Origin of the sequence: Streptomyces sp. NBC_00012 (assembly GCF_045040875.1) — a bacterium.
Lineage (GTDB): Bacteria > Actinomycetota > Actinomycetes > Streptomycetales > Streptomycetaceae > Streptomyces.
The window spans coordinates 7,597,957-7,613,951 of record NZ_CP108309.1 but is presented as its reverse complement, the minus strand read 5'-3'; the positions used below and the strand labels follow the sequence as shown (position 1 = coordinate 7,613,951).

Annotated in this window: 20 protein-coding genes and 2 pseudogenes; 6 read left to right on the top strand and 16 right to left on the bottom strand. The window is 69.4% G+C overall.

The annotated features are described in order from the left end of the window. Nucleotides 1-6 precede the first annotated feature (6 nt). Together OHA19_RS34530 and tuf are read right to left on the bottom strand one after the other, a co-directional pair. Nucleotides 7-852, bottom strand: a complete 846-nt coding sequence (locus OHA19_RS34530; protein WP_405752783.1) for a patatin-like phospholipase family protein — start codon at nucleotides 850-852, stop codon at nucleotides 7-9. A gap of 137 nt (nucleotides 853-989) precedes the next feature. Continuing rightward, on the bottom strand, nucleotides 990-2,171 hold the full coding sequence (tuf, locus tag OHA19_RS34525; protein WP_405710116.1) for an elongation factor Tu: 1,182 nt from the start codon (nucleotides 2,169-2,171) through the stop codon (nucleotides 990-992). 410 nt (nucleotides 2,172-2,581) lie between these two features. Here tuf and OHA19_RS34520 point away from each other — a divergent pair, with 410 nt between their 5' ends. Both OHA19_RS34520 and OHA19_RS34515 read left to right on the top strand, forming a co-directional pair. Further along, on the top strand, nucleotides 2,582-3,295 hold the full coding sequence (locus OHA19_RS34520; protein ID WP_405710122.1) for a TVP38/TMEM64 family protein: 714 nt from the start codon (nucleotides 2,582-2,584) through the stop codon (nucleotides 3,293-3,295). 215 nt (nucleotides 3,296-3,510) lie between these two features. After that, nucleotides 3,511-4,383, top strand: coding sequence for an undecaprenyl-diphosphate phosphatase (locus tag OHA19_RS34515; protein WP_405710125.1), 873 nt, complete (start codon nucleotides 3,511-3,513; stop codon nucleotides 4,381-4,383). A gap of 216 nt (nucleotides 4,384-4,599) precedes the next feature. Here the strand turns inward: OHA19_RS34515 and OHA19_RS34510 are convergent, their stop codons facing one another. From OHA19_RS34510 to OHA19_RS34480, 7 genes are all read right to left on the bottom strand, one after another. Further along, complete coding sequence (locus OHA19_RS34510; protein ID WP_405752780.1) at nucleotides 4,600-4,911, bottom strand: DUF6087 family protein; 312 nt, start codon at nucleotides 4,909-4,911, stop codon at nucleotides 4,600-4,602. Nucleotides 4,912-5,081: 170 nt separating this feature from the next. Then, a complete protein-coding gene (locus tag OHA19_RS34505) occupies nucleotides 5,082-6,113 on the bottom strand; it encodes a methyltransferase domain-containing protein (protein ID WP_405752777.1) in 1,032 nt (343 codons plus the stop codon). Continuing rightward, a complete protein-coding gene (tgmB, locus tag OHA19_RS34500) occupies nucleotides 6,113-7,081 on the bottom strand; it encodes an ATP-grasp ribosomal peptide maturase (RefSeq protein WP_405710135.1) in 969 nt (322 codons plus the stop codon). Before tgmB ends, OHA19_RS34505 begins: the two co-directional genes overlap by 1 nt. A gap of 3 nt (nucleotides 7,082-7,084) precedes the next feature. Continuing rightward, complete coding sequence (gene tgmA / locus OHA19_RS34495) at nucleotides 7,085-7,381, bottom strand: putative ATP-grasp-modified RiPP (RefSeq protein ID WP_405752775.1); 297 nt, start codon at nucleotides 7,379-7,381, stop codon at nucleotides 7,085-7,087. A 10-nt stretch (nucleotides 7,382-7,391) separates the two neighbouring features. Beyond that, on the bottom strand, nucleotides 7,392-8,279 hold the full coding sequence (locus tag OHA19_RS34490; RefSeq protein WP_405752772.1) for an endonuclease/exonuclease/phosphatase family protein: 888 nt from the start codon (nucleotides 8,277-8,279) through the stop codon (nucleotides 7,392-7,394). Nucleotides 8,280-8,523: 244 nt separating this feature from the next. Continuing rightward, on the bottom strand, nucleotides 8,524-8,865 hold the full coding sequence (locus tag OHA19_RS34485) for a DUF6415 family natural product biosynthesis protein (protein ID WP_405710144.1): 342 nt from the start codon (nucleotides 8,863-8,865) through the stop codon (nucleotides 8,524-8,526). Between the two features lie 304 nt (nucleotides 8,866-9,169). Then, nucleotides 9,170-9,736, bottom strand: a complete 567-nt coding sequence (locus tag OHA19_RS34480; protein WP_405752769.1) for a hypothetical protein — start codon at nucleotides 9,734-9,736, stop codon at nucleotides 9,170-9,172. A 236-nt stretch (nucleotides 9,737-9,972) separates the two neighbouring features. Between OHA19_RS34480 and OHA19_RS34475 the strand changes: the two genes are divergently transcribed. Both OHA19_RS34475 and OHA19_RS34470 read left to right on the top strand, forming a co-directional pair. Then, nucleotides 9,973-11,253 carry an XRE family transcriptional regulator gene (locus OHA19_RS34475; RefSeq protein WP_405752767.1) on the top strand — a complete coding sequence of 427 codons (1,281 nt, stop codon included), beginning with the start codon at nucleotides 9,973-9,975 and terminating at the stop codon, nucleotides 11,251-11,253. After that, nucleotides 11,250-11,791, top strand: a pseudogene (locus OHA19_RS34470) (GNAT family N-acetyltransferase). Before OHA19_RS34475 ends, OHA19_RS34470 begins: the two are co-directional and overlap by 4 nt. An 83-nt stretch (nucleotides 11,792-11,874) precedes the next feature. On the opposite strand, the pseudogene OHA19_RS34465 reads toward OHA19_RS34470, so the two are convergent. Further along, nucleotides 11,875-12,146: pseudogene (locus tag OHA19_RS34465) on the bottom strand (transposase); the annotation flags it as partial. A gap of 98 nt (nucleotides 12,147-12,244) precedes the next feature. Continuing rightward, nucleotides 12,245-12,586: a hypothetical protein gene (locus OHA19_RS34460; RefSeq protein ID WP_405752764.1), complete on the bottom strand. Its 342-nt coding sequence runs from the start codon at nucleotides 12,584-12,586 to the stop codon at nucleotides 12,245-12,247. Between the two features lie 416 nt (nucleotides 12,587-13,002). Here OHA19_RS34460 and OHA19_RS34455 point away from each other — a divergent pair, with 416 nt between their 5' ends. Both OHA19_RS34455 and OHA19_RS34450 read left to right on the top strand, forming a co-directional pair. Then, nucleotides 13,003-13,326, top strand: coding sequence for a DUF6233 domain-containing protein (locus OHA19_RS34455; protein WP_405710153.1), 324 nt, complete (start codon nucleotides 13,003-13,005; stop codon nucleotides 13,324-13,326). A 71-nt stretch (nucleotides 13,327-13,397) separates the two neighbouring features. Then, entirely contained in the window at nucleotides 13,398-13,571 is a 174-nt protein-coding gene (locus OHA19_RS34450) for a hypothetical protein (protein WP_405710156.1), read from the top strand. A gap of 227 nt (nucleotides 13,572-13,798) precedes the next feature. On the opposite strand, the gene OHA19_RS34445 is transcribed toward OHA19_RS34450, so the two are convergent. The 5 genes from OHA19_RS34445 to OHA19_RS34425 are packed head-to-tail and all read right to left on the bottom strand — an operon-like array spanning nucleotide 13,799 to nucleotide 15,995. Then, entirely contained in the window at nucleotides 13,799-14,092 is a 294-nt protein-coding gene (locus OHA19_RS34445; protein ID WP_405710159.1) for a hypothetical protein, read from the bottom strand. Further along, the gene (locus OHA19_RS34440) at nucleotides 14,089-14,379 is read right to left on the bottom strand and encodes a hypothetical protein (RefSeq protein WP_405710162.1); all 291 of its coding nucleotides are present in this window, start codon (nucleotides 14,377-14,379) and stop codon (nucleotides 14,089-14,091) included. Before OHA19_RS34440 ends, OHA19_RS34445 begins: the two co-directional genes overlap by 4 nt. Further along, nucleotides 14,379-15,449: an N-acetylmuramoyl-L-alanine amidase gene (locus tag OHA19_RS34435; protein ID WP_405752761.1), complete on the bottom strand. Its 1,071-nt coding sequence runs from the start codon at nucleotides 15,447-15,449 to the stop codon at nucleotides 14,379-14,381. Before OHA19_RS34435 ends, OHA19_RS34440 begins: the two co-directional genes overlap by 1 nt. Then, nucleotides 15,449-15,679, bottom strand: coding sequence for a hypothetical protein (locus tag OHA19_RS34430; RefSeq protein ID WP_405710167.1), 231 nt, complete (start codon nucleotides 15,677-15,679; stop codon nucleotides 15,449-15,451). The genes OHA19_RS34435 and OHA19_RS34430 overlap by 1 nt, the downstream gene beginning before the upstream one ends. A gap of 1 nt (nucleotide 15,680) precedes the next feature. Continuing rightward, complete coding sequence (locus OHA19_RS34425; RefSeq protein WP_405710169.1) at nucleotides 15,681-15,995, bottom strand: hypothetical protein; 315 nt, start codon at nucleotides 15,993-15,995, stop codon at nucleotides 15,681-15,683.

Below are 15,995 nucleotides of genomic sequence, written 5' to 3'. Positions count from 1 at the left end.
GCCGGATCAGCTGCTCAGGACCGCGGCGACGGCTTCGGTGTGTGCCGCCGACTGATGGAGCCCGGCGCGGGCCGCCGCTGCCCGGCTGCTCGGGTCGAGGGGGTTGCGGCCGAATGCCTTCTTCGCGGCCGCGTCCGGGGTGATGACCTCGACCAGGGCACCGTCCGCGGCGAGTGCGGCCGCCTGTGAGCGCGGTGAGGCGATGGCCTTGTTCCCGCTCGCCGAGGGCGCGATGACCACGACGCGTCCGTATCCGGCGGCGAGCTGGGCGTTGGCCGTGGAGTGCACCCCGCCGTCGATCCAGGTCCGCCCCTGGGCGCGGGCGACGGGCCATACACCGGGGACCGCGCAGCTGGCGGTGACGGCGTCGACGAGGGGCACCCCGCCGTCCTTGTCGAACGTGTGGAGTTCACCGGTCGTGGCGTCGACGGCGGTGACGAGCAGAGGGCGCCCCGGCCACTCGGGCGACGGAAGACGGCTCGCGATCGCCTCGCGCCGTCGCTCCTCGGTGATGCCGGGCCGGGCGTCCTGCGCGATCCTGCCCAGCTTCCGGCCGTACGCCTCGGGGGTCCGCGCGGACAGTACGGCCCCCGTGTATCGCAGCAGCATGAGCGGGCCGAGCCTGCCGCCCGTCATGTCCTGCGGGTCGGCGAGCTGGAGTTCGTAGAGTTCCGGAAGGCCGAGCAGTCCGGAGGCCAGCTGCGCGCCGACCGCCGCTCCCGCCGAGCTGCCGATGATCAGATCTGCCGCGGAGAGGTCCACGCCCGCCTTCGCGAGCCCGTGCAGGATCCCTGTCTCCCACGCACCGCCGGTGACTCCACCGGCACCGAGCACCAATGCTGTCTCTGTCATGCCGTCAGTCTTGCGCACGGCACCGGGCCCGCCTCCCATGGGGTACGGGAGGCGGGCCCTCGGGCCTTTCGTCCGGATTGTGCCGGGCTCGCGGGATCCGGGCTGATCCGAACGGAAGACCCTTGGTGCGTGGCGGTTCAGAGCAGCCCGGTGACGGTCCCGGCGCCGACCGTGCGGCCGCCCTCGCGGATCGCGAAGCCGAGTCCGCTCTCCAGCGGGACGTCACGTCCCAGTTCGACGGTCAGGTCGACCGTGTCACCGGGGCGCGCCACCGCCACCGCGCCGAGGTCCACGTCGCCGACGACGTCCGCGGTGCGGATGTAGAACTGCGGCCGGTACCCGGTGGTGACCGGGGTCGTCCGGCCGCCCTCCCGCGCCGACAGGATGTACACCTGCGCGGTGAAGCGGCGGCTCGGTGTCACGCTGCCCGGAGCCGCGACCACATGGCCGCGGCGCACCCGGTCGCGCTCCACCCCGCGCAGCAGCAGGGCCACGTTGTCGCCGGCCTGCGCGGACTCCATCGGCTTCCCGAAGGTCTCCAGGCCGGTGACGACCGTCTCGATGCCCGCACCGAGCACCGAGACCCGGTCCCCGGTGCGAACGGTGCCGCGCTCCACGGCACCGGTGACCACGGTGCCCCGGCCGGTGATGGTCAGGACGTTCTCCACCGACAGCAGGAACGGCGCGTCGGTGTACCTGACCGGCATCGGGACGTAGGTGTCGACGGCGTCCAGCAGCGCCTCGACGGCCGACGTCCAGCGCGGGTCGCCCTCCAGGGCCTTCAGACCGGACACCCGCACGACGGGAACGGAGTCCCCGCCGTAGCCGTGCGCGGAGAGCAGCTCACGGACCTCCAGCTCGACCAGGTCGGTCAGTACCGCGTCCTCGCCGTCGTCGACGGCGTCCGCCTTGTTGAGGGCGACGACGATGTGGTCGACACCGACCTGGCGGGCGAGCAGCACGTGCTCGGCGGTCTGCGGCATGATCCCGTCGAGCGCGGAGACGACCAGGATCGCCCCGTCGAGCTGGGCGGCACCGGTGACCATGTTCTTGATGTAGTCGGCGTGCCCCGGCATGTCGACATGGGCGTAGTGGCGGGTGTCGGTCTCGTACTCGACGTGCGCGATGTTGATCGTGATGCCGCGCTGCGTCTCCTCCGGCGCCCGGTCGATCCGGTCGAACGGGACGAACGTGCCGGTCCCCCGGTCGCTGAGGACCTTGGTGATGGCGGCGGTCAGAGTGGTCTTGCCGTGGTCGACGTGGCCCATGGTGCCGATGTTGAGGTGGGGCTTGGTGCGCACGTATGCCGTCTTGGACATGGTTCATTCCTTGGTGTTCGAAGCTGGGAGAAGACCCCGGGGCCCGGCCGACCCTCCCCTTGCGGGGTCCGCCGGACTGTCGGGGGAGGGTCAGCTTCGGGCGCCGCCGATGAACGCTGCGGCAGTGGTGGACGCGGCTGCGACAACTGCTGCGGTGACGGGGTTCACGGCAGCCTTCGGCGCGTCCGCGACTGCGGACGGCGCTGCGGGGGAGGCGTACCGGAACATGGGTCCGATCATGTCCGACGGGCCTGGCCGAGTCGAATGGTTTTCCGGCGCACACCACAGTCCCGGCAAGGGACTTCGGCCCGCGCCGGCCGCCGGAGCGGACCAGGGGCGTGGGACCCGCGGACCGGCCCCTGCCGGGTGCGTTACGGCGATCACACGCCGGTGTCGGTTACTCTCCCGGCATGCTCGACCCCGTCCCCGCAGCCCGGCCCGCCTCCGGCCTCGTCGTGCGCTGCACGAGGGCGCTGCTCTCGCCCTGGTCCCGGCTCTCGCTGCTCGTGGCCGTGCTGCTGGGCGCCGCGGCGACGATGCTCCTCCTCGAACCCCAGCGGCTGCTCGCCACCGGCTGGCCCGCCCAGCTGAGCGGCGGCGCCGTGGCGCTGGTCCTCTTCGGTGTCGCGTACGGCGTGTGCACCGTTGCCTTCGTTCCCCGGCCGCTGCTCAATCTCGCCGCGGGCGCGCTCTTCGGTACGCAGGCCGGGTTGGCCACCGCACTGGCGGGAACGGTGCTCGGTGCGGGCATCTCGTTCGGGCTGGGCAGGGTGCTGGGGCAGGACGCGCTCCGTACGCTGCTGCGCGGGCGCTGGCTGAAGGCGGCGGACGGCCAGTTGAGCCGGCACGGGTTCCGCTCGATGCTGGCGCTGCGGCTGTTCCCGGGCGTGCCGTTCGCGGCAGCCAACTACTGCGCGGCGGTGTCGCGCATGGGGTATCCGCCGTTCCTGGTCGCCACCGGGCTCGGCTCGATCCCGAACACCGCGGCATATGTCGTCGCGGGCAGCGAGGCCTCGTCGCCGACATCGCCGGCGTTTCTGGCCGCGATGGGTTTCATCGTGCTGACGGGGCTCGGCGCTGCCGTCGTCGCCTGGCGCAAGCGCCATCGGCTGGCCGCCGAGTGAGCCGGTGCTCCCGGGAACCGGCCCGGGGGCGGTCCGTGGACGGCTCGGGGGTACGCGTAACTCTGTTCATCTGAGGGCGATACCCTGCCCGCGACCGACCGAAGATCTCCGGGCCCGTGACAGGCCTGCCCTCAATCGACCGCAATGCGCACGCTGCCGACGGCCCCCGACGCCGTCGGCCGATGCACGATCACCTCCGGGATGGCCAAAGCCCCATGAGCTGGTTCGAATCGTTCGTCCTGGGCCTCGTTCAGGGGCTGACCGAGTTCCTGCCGATCTCCTCCAGCGCGCATCTGCGGCTCACCGCAGCTTTCGCCGGCTGGCACGACCCGGGTGCGGCGTTCACCGCCATCACCCAGATCGGTACGGAGGCGGCAGTCCTCATCTACTTCCGCAAGGACATCGTCCGGATCGTCTCGGCCTGGTTCCGTTCGCTGACCGACCGGTCGATGCGCAGCGACCACGATGCCCAGATGGGCTGGCTGGTCATCGTGGGCTCCATCCCCATCGGTGTGCTCGGGGTGACGTTCAAGGACCAGATCGAGGGCCCGTTCCGCGATCTGCGGCTGATCGCCACCACGCTGATCGTGATGGGCATCGTCCTCGGCATCGCCGACCGTCTCGCCGCACGCGACGAGGTGGGCGGGAAGCACCGGGCCGGCAAGGAGCGCAAGACGCTCAGGGAACTCGGTGTGAAGGACGGTCTGATCTTCGGCTTCTGCCAGGCGATGGCGCTGATTCCGGGTGTCTCCCGTTCCGGAGCGACCATCAGCGGCGGTCTGCTGATGGGCTACACCCGTGAGGCCGCGGCCAGGTACTCCTTCCTGCTCGCGATCCCGGCGGTGCTCGCCTCGGGCGTCTTCGAGCTGAAGGACGCGGGCGAGGGGCATGTGTCGTGGGGGCCGACCATCTTCGCGACCGTCATCGCGTTCGGCGTGGGTTACGCGGTCATCGCCTGGTTCATGAAGTTCATCACGACCAAGAGCTTCATGCCGTTCGTCATCTACCGGATCATTCTGGGCATTTTGCTCTTTGTCCTGGTCGGCGCGGGAGTCCTGAGCCCGCACGCAGGCGAGTCTGCCGGGTGATCCACTCTCCACTTCTATGCTGATCTAGCACTTTCTAGCATTCCCGTGCATCCGCGCGTCATGATCGTCTCCCACTCGTCTCCCAGTCTTCTCCCGCTTTCCTCCCACGCAGGAGCCGGAGAGACAGGCAGCACGGTCGTGCGCTATCGCAAAGTCGGGGAGCAATAAGGCGGGCCCGCACAGCCGGAGCTGTGCGGGCCCTCTGGTGTCGCCGGGTCAGGGACGCCACCACTCCTCGGTGGGCCGCCACGGCTCCGGAGCAGGCGGCAGAGCACTGGACCGCGGGAGACGAACCCGCTCTGCCGCGTTCTGGGGACCAGTCTCCTGCGCGGCCACGGCGCGGTCCACGGCCACACCGGAAGGAACCCACTGGTGGCCGTCCCACTCCAGCATCCCGCGCGCCGTATCCGGGTCAACGTGACCACCCCGCGTGGAGCCCTCACCGAGAGGAACCGCCCTGCGCGCGCCGGGCGCCGGCCGGTTCGCATCCCGGCGTGCAGCCCATTCGTCCAACGGCTCGTCGTTCACGGGGCTTCCCTTCCCTACTCCTGATTGCCCAGTCTGCCCAGTCCAAGGCCAACGAAGAAACCCCCGCCTGGTCACAGGGTGAGGATCCAGCCCCCGCGAGACAGAGTCGTTGTCCCGTCCGGCGCAATGGCCACCCGCGCCCCGTACACGGGCAGCTCACCGTTCTCGACCTAGTACCAGCGGATCTGGTCCAGGAGGCCGTACAGGCGGCGCGGGCCGCCCTGGTGAACGGTGGCCGTGCGGGTGCCCGACTTGGTCTCGGCGCGCGCCCAGGAGCCGTCCGCGTGCAGCATCCACGATGTCCGGGTGCCGTCGTCGTCGACACCGGTCCGGTGCTCGATGCCGGGCGCGTGCAGGGTGAGAGCCGACCACACCTCCCAGGCCTGCATGACGTCGAGAACCGGGAACGGCGAGACAGCGATGTCCTCGCCCTCCTGGTCGCGGATCTTCTGGAACAGTTCGTCGAGCTGGGGCGGGTAGTCGGCGCCGGACCGGGTCTGCATGAACGCTGCCCGGTCCCACTCGATCCGGCCGGAGGCCCCGCCGTCGTCGGTCTTGTCGGCGGTCAGGATCAGCCCGGTCCCCGCGATGGTCGTCACCAGGCGCCCCCCGGGCCGCAGCGCGGACAGCCAGGACGCGGGGATGCGGGGCACGGACACCATGGACACGATCCGGTCGTACTCGTCGGGCAGCTCCTCCGTCGCGTCCTGGGTGACCACCGTCGGGCGGCGCCCGATGGAGACGAGCCGGCTGGCGGCCGACTCGGTCAGGTAGCGGTCGACGTCCACGGTGGTCACTGCGCTGTCCCCGAGCCGTGCGCACGCCAGCGCGGAGCTGTAGCCGGTGCCGGTCCCGACATCGAGGAGGCGGTGTCCTTCGCTCAGCTCCCCGAGCGTGAGCATGCTGACCACAAGGCTCGGCAGCGTGCTCGACGAGGTGGGTGACCCGACCACCGGCCGGGGACCGGCCTGGTCGGCGTGGTGTGGGCCGACCTGGGTCACGAGGGTCTGATCCGTGTACGCGGCCCGTGCCCACGTTTCCTCGTCTACGGGACCATCTGCCCGCGTCCACCCTTCGGGGCCCGCGGTGAACCAGGCCGGCACACACAGATGCCGGGGCGTGTCCACGACCGGCCGGTACCAGGGGGAGGACGGGCGCACCGCCGTGCGGGCCAGCGCGGCAGCCTGCGGTTTCCAGTCCATCAGGTGGCTACTCCTTGCAGTTCGTCAGCGATTGCTGCGGCGATCGGAAGCCCGGTCGCCCCTTGGATCCAGTCCCACTGCCCGCACGGATTCACTTCAAGGAACCACCACCGCCCAGCGCGGTCAACGATGAAGTCGGCGGCCCCGTAGGAGAGGCGCAGCCGGTCCATGAGGAGGCGCATCCCTGCGGCAACATCATCGGGGACATCCGTCGTGGTGTAGGTCAGCGAGCCATAGTCGGACCGCCAGTCCACGTGCGCGGCCTCACTGCCCGCATGGACTTCGGCGGCGAACATCCGCTGCCCGACGACCGTCAGCCGAACTTCGTGGCTCTTGCCTACCCAGGCCTGGAACAGATGGGCGGTGCTCTCGATACCGCGCAGGTCAGCGAGATCCTCCGCGGTAAGAAGCTGGGTGTAGACGGTCTTCAACTGGCCGTCCTCGATCAGCACCGGCGACGACACGGGCTTGCAGATCAGCGGGCCGTCAACGGCTGCCGCGAAGTCGCGGACCGCCTGCGGGCGGTTCGTGATCAGCGTGGCCGGGATCCGCAGACCGGACGCGCGGGCCGCTTCGAGCTGCACCGGCTTGTACTCGGCGCGGGCCATGAACGTCGGATGGTTGACCCACCGGCACTCCAGTGCGGACAGCACACCGCCGAGCCCGGCACGGGCCTGGGCCGCGGCGAACCGCTCCTCGGGGCCGGTCATTCCGGCGGGGAACTGGAACGCCCCGGGGGCGCGGTAGTACACCGCGCCGACCCGGTACAGGTCCACCGTTCGTTGAGCGGTGGCCAGTTCGCCCGCCCATCCGTGCCCTTGACCGATCCGGGCCGTCACTCCCAGGTACTGGAGGAAGTCCTCGGTGTCCATGCGGAACACCTCGACTCCACGGCCGGTCAGCTCAGTCACGACGCGATCGGTCGGCCAGTCATCGTTGGCCGCGATCACCAGGACAGGCAGGGACATGAGTTAGTCCTTCGGCCCTTCGTCCAGAGGCGGCGGGTTGGTCATCGACCTGTCCGGCACCGTCGGCTGGTGCGTGTTGGCCATGCACGTCAGCCGGCCCCCGTCGTGGGAGATGTTGACCTGGCGGTCCCGGTCGTAGAACGCGGCCGGAACGGCAACGGCACCGGTCGAGTCCGGGGTGCGGGCGAACCGCAGCGCCCAGGGCCGTGTCTCCGGCCCGGACGGACGTTCCGTACTGAGCGGCAGTCGGCCGCTGGAGAGCGGGAACGCTTCCCGCGCCCGGTCCAAGGTGGCAGTCATGAGAGTCTCCTTACGGTTGGTGTGGCAGTGCGAAATCGCCGCAGACGGGCAGGTGGTCGGACATCGCGCGAATGTCGTCCGTGTCCGGGACCAGCAAGTTCTTCAGCTGCGGCGCCATGCCCCGCGCGGGCAGCACGTAGTCGGACCTGAAGTCGCGCTGCTCGGTGGGGGACCAGTACCCGACGGTCCTGGCCGACGGGAATCCGAGGTGTGTGACGGGGTCGCGGAAACCCGCGTGGAGCAGGGCGGACAGGGCGCGCCGGTCCGATCCTGCGTAGGTGCCGTCCGGGTTCTGGAAGCGGTGGCGTGAGTGCAGCTCCGCTGGGAGCCAGCTCCACGATGTGACCGCAGGGTCGCCTGGGACCTCGGAGTTGAGATCGCCGGCCAGGATCACGTCGTCCCGCGCCCCATACTCGGTCAACCAGGTGACCTCCCGGGCGCGGTTGGCCGGCGAGAAAGGGTCGAGGTGCGTGTTGAGGACGGTGAAGTTCCCGCCTGGGCGCAGGTCCACCAGGTCGGCCCTGGCCAGCGTGTGGTGAAACTTCCCCTCCGCGGCGTCGGGCACGAAGCGCCGGACCTCTACGCGGCGGGGGTTGACCAGCGTCACCAGGTGGGAGCCGTGACTGTTCGACGGGGCCAGGTACCACTTCATGCCCAGCGCCTGACCGGTTCTCCTGGCCATCTCGAAGTCGTTCCGGTCGTAGTACTTGCCCTCCTGGAGGCACAGCACGTCCGGCTTCAGCAGCAGCAACAGCTTGATCTGCTGCTCCCAGCGCGAGATGTCGATCGCACCGGTTCCGGTCTCGACCCCGTCCCCGTCGAGTCCGCCCTCGCGCAGGTTGTACGTAACGACGCGGAGGATGTCTCGTCCCGCGCCCGACAAATACTCGGAGCCCATCTCTACTCACCCCCCGACGGGGCGGTGCGGAGCCGGTTGAGTAACGGGTTCGTGGGGATGGCCGGGCTACGGGAAGCGGTAGAGCTCACCGTGCTCCTCCTTCTGGTAGGCGGTTGGGCTCTGGAACCCGGTCCGGGGCTGGGCTCGCCGTGAGGGAGACTGGCGGTCAGTACCCCGCCCCGGACCGGGGGACATGCCTGCTTGGCGGCCAGGCCGGATGACGTCCGGGCCTCCAGGCAGAGATCTACGCGAGGGCCCTCTCCTCCTCTGTTCTGCCAGGCAGGGCGCACACGCTTCGTGGTGCCTCCTTGAGGCACTGGATCTCGACCAGGCGCTCCAGGAATGCTTCGAGCGTCCAGGCCATCCGGCGCAGATGCCCGACGTCTTGGGAGTGGTCCCCGGTCAGTGCGACGGAGCGGGTGGCCCGTGCGCGCTTCACGAGATCGGAGGCCTTCTGATTTTGCTGGTCCACCTTCGAGGTGACCGCAAGCTGCACCAGGCGCAGCAGGTGACCACTCAGCCGCGTCACGAGGACTTCGACCTCTTCCTCGCTGGGCACGTAGTCGTCGAGCACGAAATGCGACATCGTCGAGCAGGACACCGTCCACGTACGGCTGCCACTTCTGGACCTTGCTGAGCATCCAGCGCAGCCGGTCAGGGTCGAAGGGCTGGTCTGCCTGCCTCACGGGATGCTCCCAGCGCGGGGCAGCGGGCGCCGTGGTCATCGGCCCTGCTCTGAAGGAGGCCGGATGTCATCACGGCAGAACGCTCTCCACGCGCGCGTCAACGCACGTCTTGTCTCACACGGCGCATCAGCACGGCAGGCCGCGCACGCCAAGGTGTGGCCCAACAGCGTCTGGTACGACGCCTCCGCGGTATTCACTGGTGCCCTATCCACGGCCGTCCTCCTCCGCCAGGCGCTGCCCGGCACTTTGCTGGTGCCTGCCGTAGGCAATGAGCTTCCAGACCGCATCCAGGCTGCACAGGGTGCCGGGCCCGTCCATCGGCACACACCAGTAGGAGCGGGACTCCTCCAGCTCGGTCCGCTGCGGGCGCGGGACACCGAGGAAGGAGCCGGGGCCGAGGGACTCGACGCCCGGCACCCAACGGCCGGCGGGCGTGCTCACCGGAACGAGCACGTAATACCGCCGAGAGGACATGTCGATGAACACGGGACCGCCCTGGAGCGCTTCCCCCAAAAATGCATCGACGAGGTCGGGCTCCTCAGTGCCAGCGGCAGCCTGCACAATGTCGGCCTGGATACGGACCGCGGTGAACACTCCGCCGCACCGCAGGAGCGCGATACCTGTCCTCGCCCATTGGTCGCGAGCCTCATTCATGTCCGGAGCTGCGCTGAGCAACCAGTGGCCGACCGCGAGCTCGCGGTCGCGTCTGGAGTGCACGAACACGGGGCGGCTGTTGGAGCCGGAGGGAATAGGCGCGTTGCGACTCGTCATCGGTTTGGAGCCTTCGCTTGTTGTCTCGGCGCCCCGCCTGCACTCCGGACGGGGGCGTGGGGCAGGCCGGGCCGTCAACAGCCACCGCTACGTGGGGCTGGGCGGCTGACACCAAGACAACTCGGCTTGCAGCGCCAGCGGTTAGGGTTTTCCGGGGGAAACCCGAGATGGCCCCCTTGGGCGATTCGACCTCAGCATTACCTGACCGTCAGGGAGCATGGGGCTACGGTGAGTGGATGAACGCCGCGCGCAATGCCGCTCTTGAGGCGTGGATGGCCGAGCACGGTCACAGCTCCAACAGCCTGGCTGAGGTGGTGAATACCGCCCTTGAAAGCCTCACAGGACGCCCCGGCGGCCTGGACGGATCGTCGGTCCGGTCCTGGAAGTCGGGACGAGTCAGATGGCCCAAATCGGCGACACGTAGGGCACTTGAGGAGGTGTCCGGCCTGCCCGTGACCGCTTTAGGGTTCGTGCCACGGGGCCGGACTCTGCCCACCCCCGCCCCACCGCAGCAGGAGGACGCCATGAAGCGCCGCACCCTCGTCGGCGGCATTGCGGCCGCTACCGCAGCAGCCGTAGCCCCCGGCACCGCCGCACCGCGCCGGATCGGCATGAGCGACGTCGAACGCCTACAGGATCGCTTCGCCGAGATCGTCGCAAGCGACCACCGTCGAGGCGGACAGGTCGACATCGAACAGCAAGCCGCCGCACTCGCCGACGAGGCCCTGACCCTCCAGAACGCCGGCAGCGCCACTCAGCGGGTACGCCGCAACCTCTACGCTGCTGCGGCAGCGTTCCGGTCCTCCGCAATGTGGGCCGCCGTCGACGGCCGCCGCTACGACGTCGCGGAAGCCCACATGCGCAAAGCGCAGACCCTCGCCGAGATGAGCGGCGACCAGGCAATCAAGTTCCGCATCTGGAGCCACGCAGGCACCATGTACCGGCACATGGGCCGCCCCGCCGACGCCTTCGCCGCAAACGACGTGGCCCGCAACCTCCACATCACCCGACGAGACCCCCAGTTCGTCGCCCTCGGCCTCGCCCGGCAAGGCGCCATCCATGGCGCAGCACATGCGCAGCCCAGCGCCACCCGCGCGTTCGACCAGGCCCAGGACGCCATGCTGCGCTCCGATCCCGACGAGCACCGCCCGATGTGGATGCTCGCCTTCTGGGACGAGGCCGAGCTGCACTCCCTGGCTCTCTCGGCGTACCTGTCGCTCGGCAACTACCCGACCGCCGAGTTCCACGCCCACAGCTGCCTGGCCAGCCTCCGACCCCACATGGTCCGGTCCCGGGCCATCACCACGACCCGTCTCGCGCACGCCCAGCTCGCGCAGGGCGACACCGACACGGCCACTGCCACCGCGATGAAGGTCCCTACCGGCGCCGCTACCGAGCACGCCCGGGTCAGCCGCATGCTGCGCGAGTTCACCGCCGCCCTGCGCGCCACCGCACCAGGCAGCGCCGCCTTGCAGAACTGGACAGAGCACACAACCACCTGGAGGGCCACCGCATGACAACGGCACCCGCAATCGAGCTCCGCGCACACACGTCCCTCGACCCTGTCCGCGGGGATCTCCTGGACGTGTACGCCGAGGTCCGCGCGCCGCTCCTCCACCTGCCGAACTACGCGGTCCACACCTTCGGAGAGCGGTTGGACCGGCACGGCGCCGACCTCGACTTCACGGCCGTCCTCGCTTACGTCGGCGGGCAGCCGGTCGGCTACGCCTACAGCAACACGATCCGGCACGGCGACCGGTACTGGCAGCGCACCGCCCCGGAGCCGCCGGAGAAGTACACCGGGCACCTCACCGTGTCGCTGAAGGAGCTCGGCGTCGTGGAGGCCTGGCGGAAGACCGGCACGGCCCGCATCCTCCACGACGCCCTGCTCGCCACCCACGACGACAAGCCGTTCGTCACCCTCATGGTCAACAAGGCGGCTGGCGACGGGGCCGTCCACCGCCTGTACGAGTCGTGGGGTACAGCGATCTCGGGCAAAGCCAGCCGTCACCGGCTTCGCCGGTACTCACCGTGATGATCCGTCCCACCCACTGACCTGCTGGCCACCCGAACCGCACCGGAAACGAATCGCTGCCACCCCAGGCGAGGAGTTTTCGGCGACGCCGGATGCGTCGTCGCTCTTCCCGCTCGGGCTTCGCAGCTTCCGCGATCAGGCCCTCCAGCAGGGCCTCGAAGACGCCGGCGTCACGCCATTGCCGGAAGCGGTTGTGGACGGTCGACCAGGCACCGAACTCTTGCGGCATCTCCCGCCACTGCCCGCCCGTTTGAACCGCCAGATCACGCCCTCGAACTGCTGCCGAAGCCGCTCGGGGTACGGGCCGTACTCGCCGATGGGCAGGTACGGCTCGATGAACTCCCAATCCGTGTCCGCCAGTTGCACTCGCGTCATGCAAGAACATCTACCGGTCCAGGCACCGCCGCGAGGGCGAATCCCGCAGATTGATCACGACTCGATGCGCGCCCTAGTTCACCTCTCCCCGAGTTGGCTCAGTATCCGCCGTAGCCGCCGGGTACGCCCACCACGACAATGGCTACGCGACCGTAGCCGTTGTCGTACCCGTTGCCGTACCCGTTGCCGTAGCCGTACCCGTACCCGTTGCCGTAGCCGTAGCCGTACCCGTTGTCGTATCCGTAGCCGTTGTCGTATCCGTAGCCGTACCCGCCGCAGTCATCCCACCAGCCGCACCGGTCGTAGGAGTGGCTAGCCGCGGAGGTCGCGTGGGCAGGGGCGGCCGCAGCTGCCCCTCCGGCACCAACGGCGGCGCCACCAGCCAGCATCACACCGGCGGCGGCTACAGCGAGGGAACGCTTGATATGAGGTGCTCGCATGAGTCTCTACCTTTCCTTCCGCCACCGAAGATCGCAGGCGGGTGGCCACAGCGCATGCAAGACATACGGTGCGGTTCGCAGAGGTCACAGCTCCAAGCGGGAACACGTCTCGCCGCTCATTGGTTCCGGTCCTTCCGGAATCTTGTCGCCCGAGGCGCGCCCCGGTTGCGACTCTCACAGGCATCACGTTAGTAGCACATACCCTCTCCAGCATCTTGAGCAGAAGTCTGCTCAATTCCGCAGGTCAGCGGTCGGCGGTCAGGCCCGAGCCATGACGTCCCCCCTGACGCGGTCCCTCTTCGACGGTGACGCCCCAGAGCCCACACCACCCGCATGGAGTATGGGCGAGAAGTGGAGACACAAGGCACGGCTGGCCAGTGAGGCACCTCTTACCAAGCAGACCTATTATCGAACATGTGATCGACCTTCCGCCTGACCTGCCACGCCTCCGGGCCTGGCACGTCATGTGCCTGCGCGCCGTGGACACGGCGATCACAGCAGCCGAGCAGCGGGAAGCCGAGCACAAGCGCGGCGAGGAGCGGCGCCCACCCACACCTGACTGGGTGGTCGAACGCGGCATCGGCCAGGGCGCCCCGCCCACCGAGGTCCACGTCGGCGGCTGCCACATGGCGCGGAACACCCGGTCCGTCACCAGGGAGCAGGCGCTCCAGGCCCTCGTCGCCGGCGTCCGGGCCTGCATCCACTGCCGCCCGGACACCGAACTCGGAATCCTGGAGTAGCACAGCGGCAAGGGCTGCGGTTTGTGCGCCTTCGGCTGACTTCGTTCCGTGGTGGCCCGTACGGTTCAGGTATGCCAACTCCTCCCCGGCCTGACGGCCAGGTGCCCCCTGCCCTCGACAACGTCAACGCCCGGATCCGCTGCCTCATGGACCAGCCCGCCACCCCGCACCGCACGGAGGAGTACCGGCATCTCCTCACTGCGTGGGCCAACCTCGTACGGGGCGACGTCGACCAGACGGCATAACGTGCAACGCCCCCGCTCAGTGTCGAGCGAGGGCGTCAGGTCCAGTCGATAGCAAGCAGCCAGCAGCCATACGGAAAAGGACACAACCACCGTAAGGACGGGCACGGACATCGGGCGGGCCAGGGTCAGTACCCGGGATGCGCCTCGGCCAAGTGGCCCGTGACCGCCAACATGGCAGAGCGCCCGCCCCGGAGCGGGAGGGCGGGCGCTCAGTCTCGAAGGGCAGGTCACCGGAACAGGGCGATCGCCCCCGTCGCGGCGCCCACGACGCCGGCCATCGCGCCGACCATGCCGAGCGGCCACCGCCGGGCCTTGAGCGCGTCGACCTCGGCCCCCAGCTCGTTCAGGGACTTCTGCGTGTCGTTGCGGAGGCGTACGAGGTCCTGCTCGTTACGTGTGGACCGCTCGACCAGGACAGCCAGGCTGCCCTTGACCTCAGCGAACCCCGTCGTGACCGTCCCCCGCAATCTCTCCAACTCGACCGCAATGGCCTGCGTTTCCGGCTCCGGCGGCGGACTCATTGGCGGCTCTGCCTCACCAGCTCGGCGACGTCGTCCGTCGACGAGTACCGCGGGGGCCGGGCGTAGCCGAGGAGCGCACCCGCCGCGCCCTTCAGCCAAGCAGGCCCGTTGAACTTATCGACACTCCGCTCGACGAACCTGAACAGCAGGTAGTACGCGGCGACGACCGCGAACGCTATCGCGGTCTGCACACTGCCGGAGTCAACCGAGAAGCCAAGCCCGGTCAGGGCAACGATGATCCACCCGGCGAGGAGCGGAACGAACGTACGGAGAACGGAGGGCAGCATCAGGACTCCTTCCAGACGAGCGCGGTCAGGACCGCACTCGACACAGTGATCGACTGTTCGGACTGGTTCAGCAGCCGCACGCGCATACCGCGGCCCTTCCCGACTCGCTTCGTCAGCGGCGTGACACCGAACGCACCCCCGGGCGTGCCGACGACCTCGTGGACGGGGTGGTCGGCCTTGTACTCGTCGCCTTCGAACTCCGACATGCGGACCTGGACGACGTCACCGACCGGCAGGCCGTCGAACCGCAGGCTGATACTGCCGGTGAAACGAGCAGCCCCGCGCACGAAGACACTGCCGCCCGCCGCGTGGCCGGCCGCGGTGTCGCTCCATTCCTGCGTGAACTCGATCGAGTCCCACGCATTCGGCACCAGGGTGTACGGCTTGGCCAGGCCAAGGTTCACGTAGTCGGGCATGTCGTCCTCCTCATTCGGGCCAGTGCCCGGGTTCCAGCTCGCCGGATGCCTCAGCCGCTCAGCGACGTCGGCACGGAGCAGGGGCATGTCGATACCGCGCGGATCGACCTTGTCCGCGCTCCACTCCCGGTGACCGATCACAGACTTCGCCGACCACCCGTGGGCCCGACACAGGGCGGCCTGAACGCGGACGATCGCGTCGTACTGGGCGGCCGGCCACGGGTCGCGGCCGTCGCCGAGGTTCTCGCACTCCCACCCGTAGAAGTGGGCGTTGCCGTCGACCCCGTTGGCGTTGCCGCGGGTGGGCGGTGTCGGGCTGCTGCTGTACGACTCGGCAACCACCTGGTCCAGGACGCGCGGGTCACCGCCGCCGGCGTGGTTGGTGCGGCCCCAGCCGACCAGGTGCACCTGGCCGTTCTTCGCGATCATCCCGTGACACAGCGGGCCCGGCAGGTCCGGGTACCCGTCGCGGACGATCCTCACGGTGGAGTCCGTGCCCCGGGTCACGGTGTGATGGACCAGCGACCCGTTCGCCGGCCCCCACGAGCCCTTGTGGTTCCGGTTGCGCGTACGCCAGTTACCGACCTCGACGACGCGGACACCCTCAGCGCGGAGCGCCTGGAGCAGCCGCTCGGCGGTCAGCGGGGCCGCCATCAGCCGTCCTCCGTCCTCCGAGTTCGGGCGATCGCTGCGTTGGCCCAGAACATGGCTTCTTCGATCTTGGTGATCGCGAGAGCCTGTTCCCGCCCGGCGGGGCACACGTCCGCGATCGTCGCGGCGAGCCCCGCGCATGCTCCACGCATCGTGGCGTGAGCTGCGGCGCGCTTGGGCGTCGCGGGCGGGTGGTAGGTGAACCGGTGCGTCAGGTCGTCGGCGGTAACCACGTCAGCGCCCCTTCTTCTGCGCGCCGTCCACGGCCGGGTGGGGCGGGTTGTACCCGGACATGCGGGCTGCGGTCTCCGCAGGGATGCCGGCCGCGATCAGTGCCTCGTAGTCCTGGCGGGCGCGCTCCTGCTCCGCCGCCTCCTGCTCTGCGGCTTGCTGAGCGTTGGCCGCCTCGATCGCGGCGACGCCCTCGTTGTACTCGGTCTCGGTGATCTCCACCGCGCCCTCGGGAGGCGTGACAGGGTCCTCGATCCCGCTGAACGTCGCCGTGGAGAAGGAGCCGTCGGCGTGGCGGTAGAAATGCGTTTCGTCCAT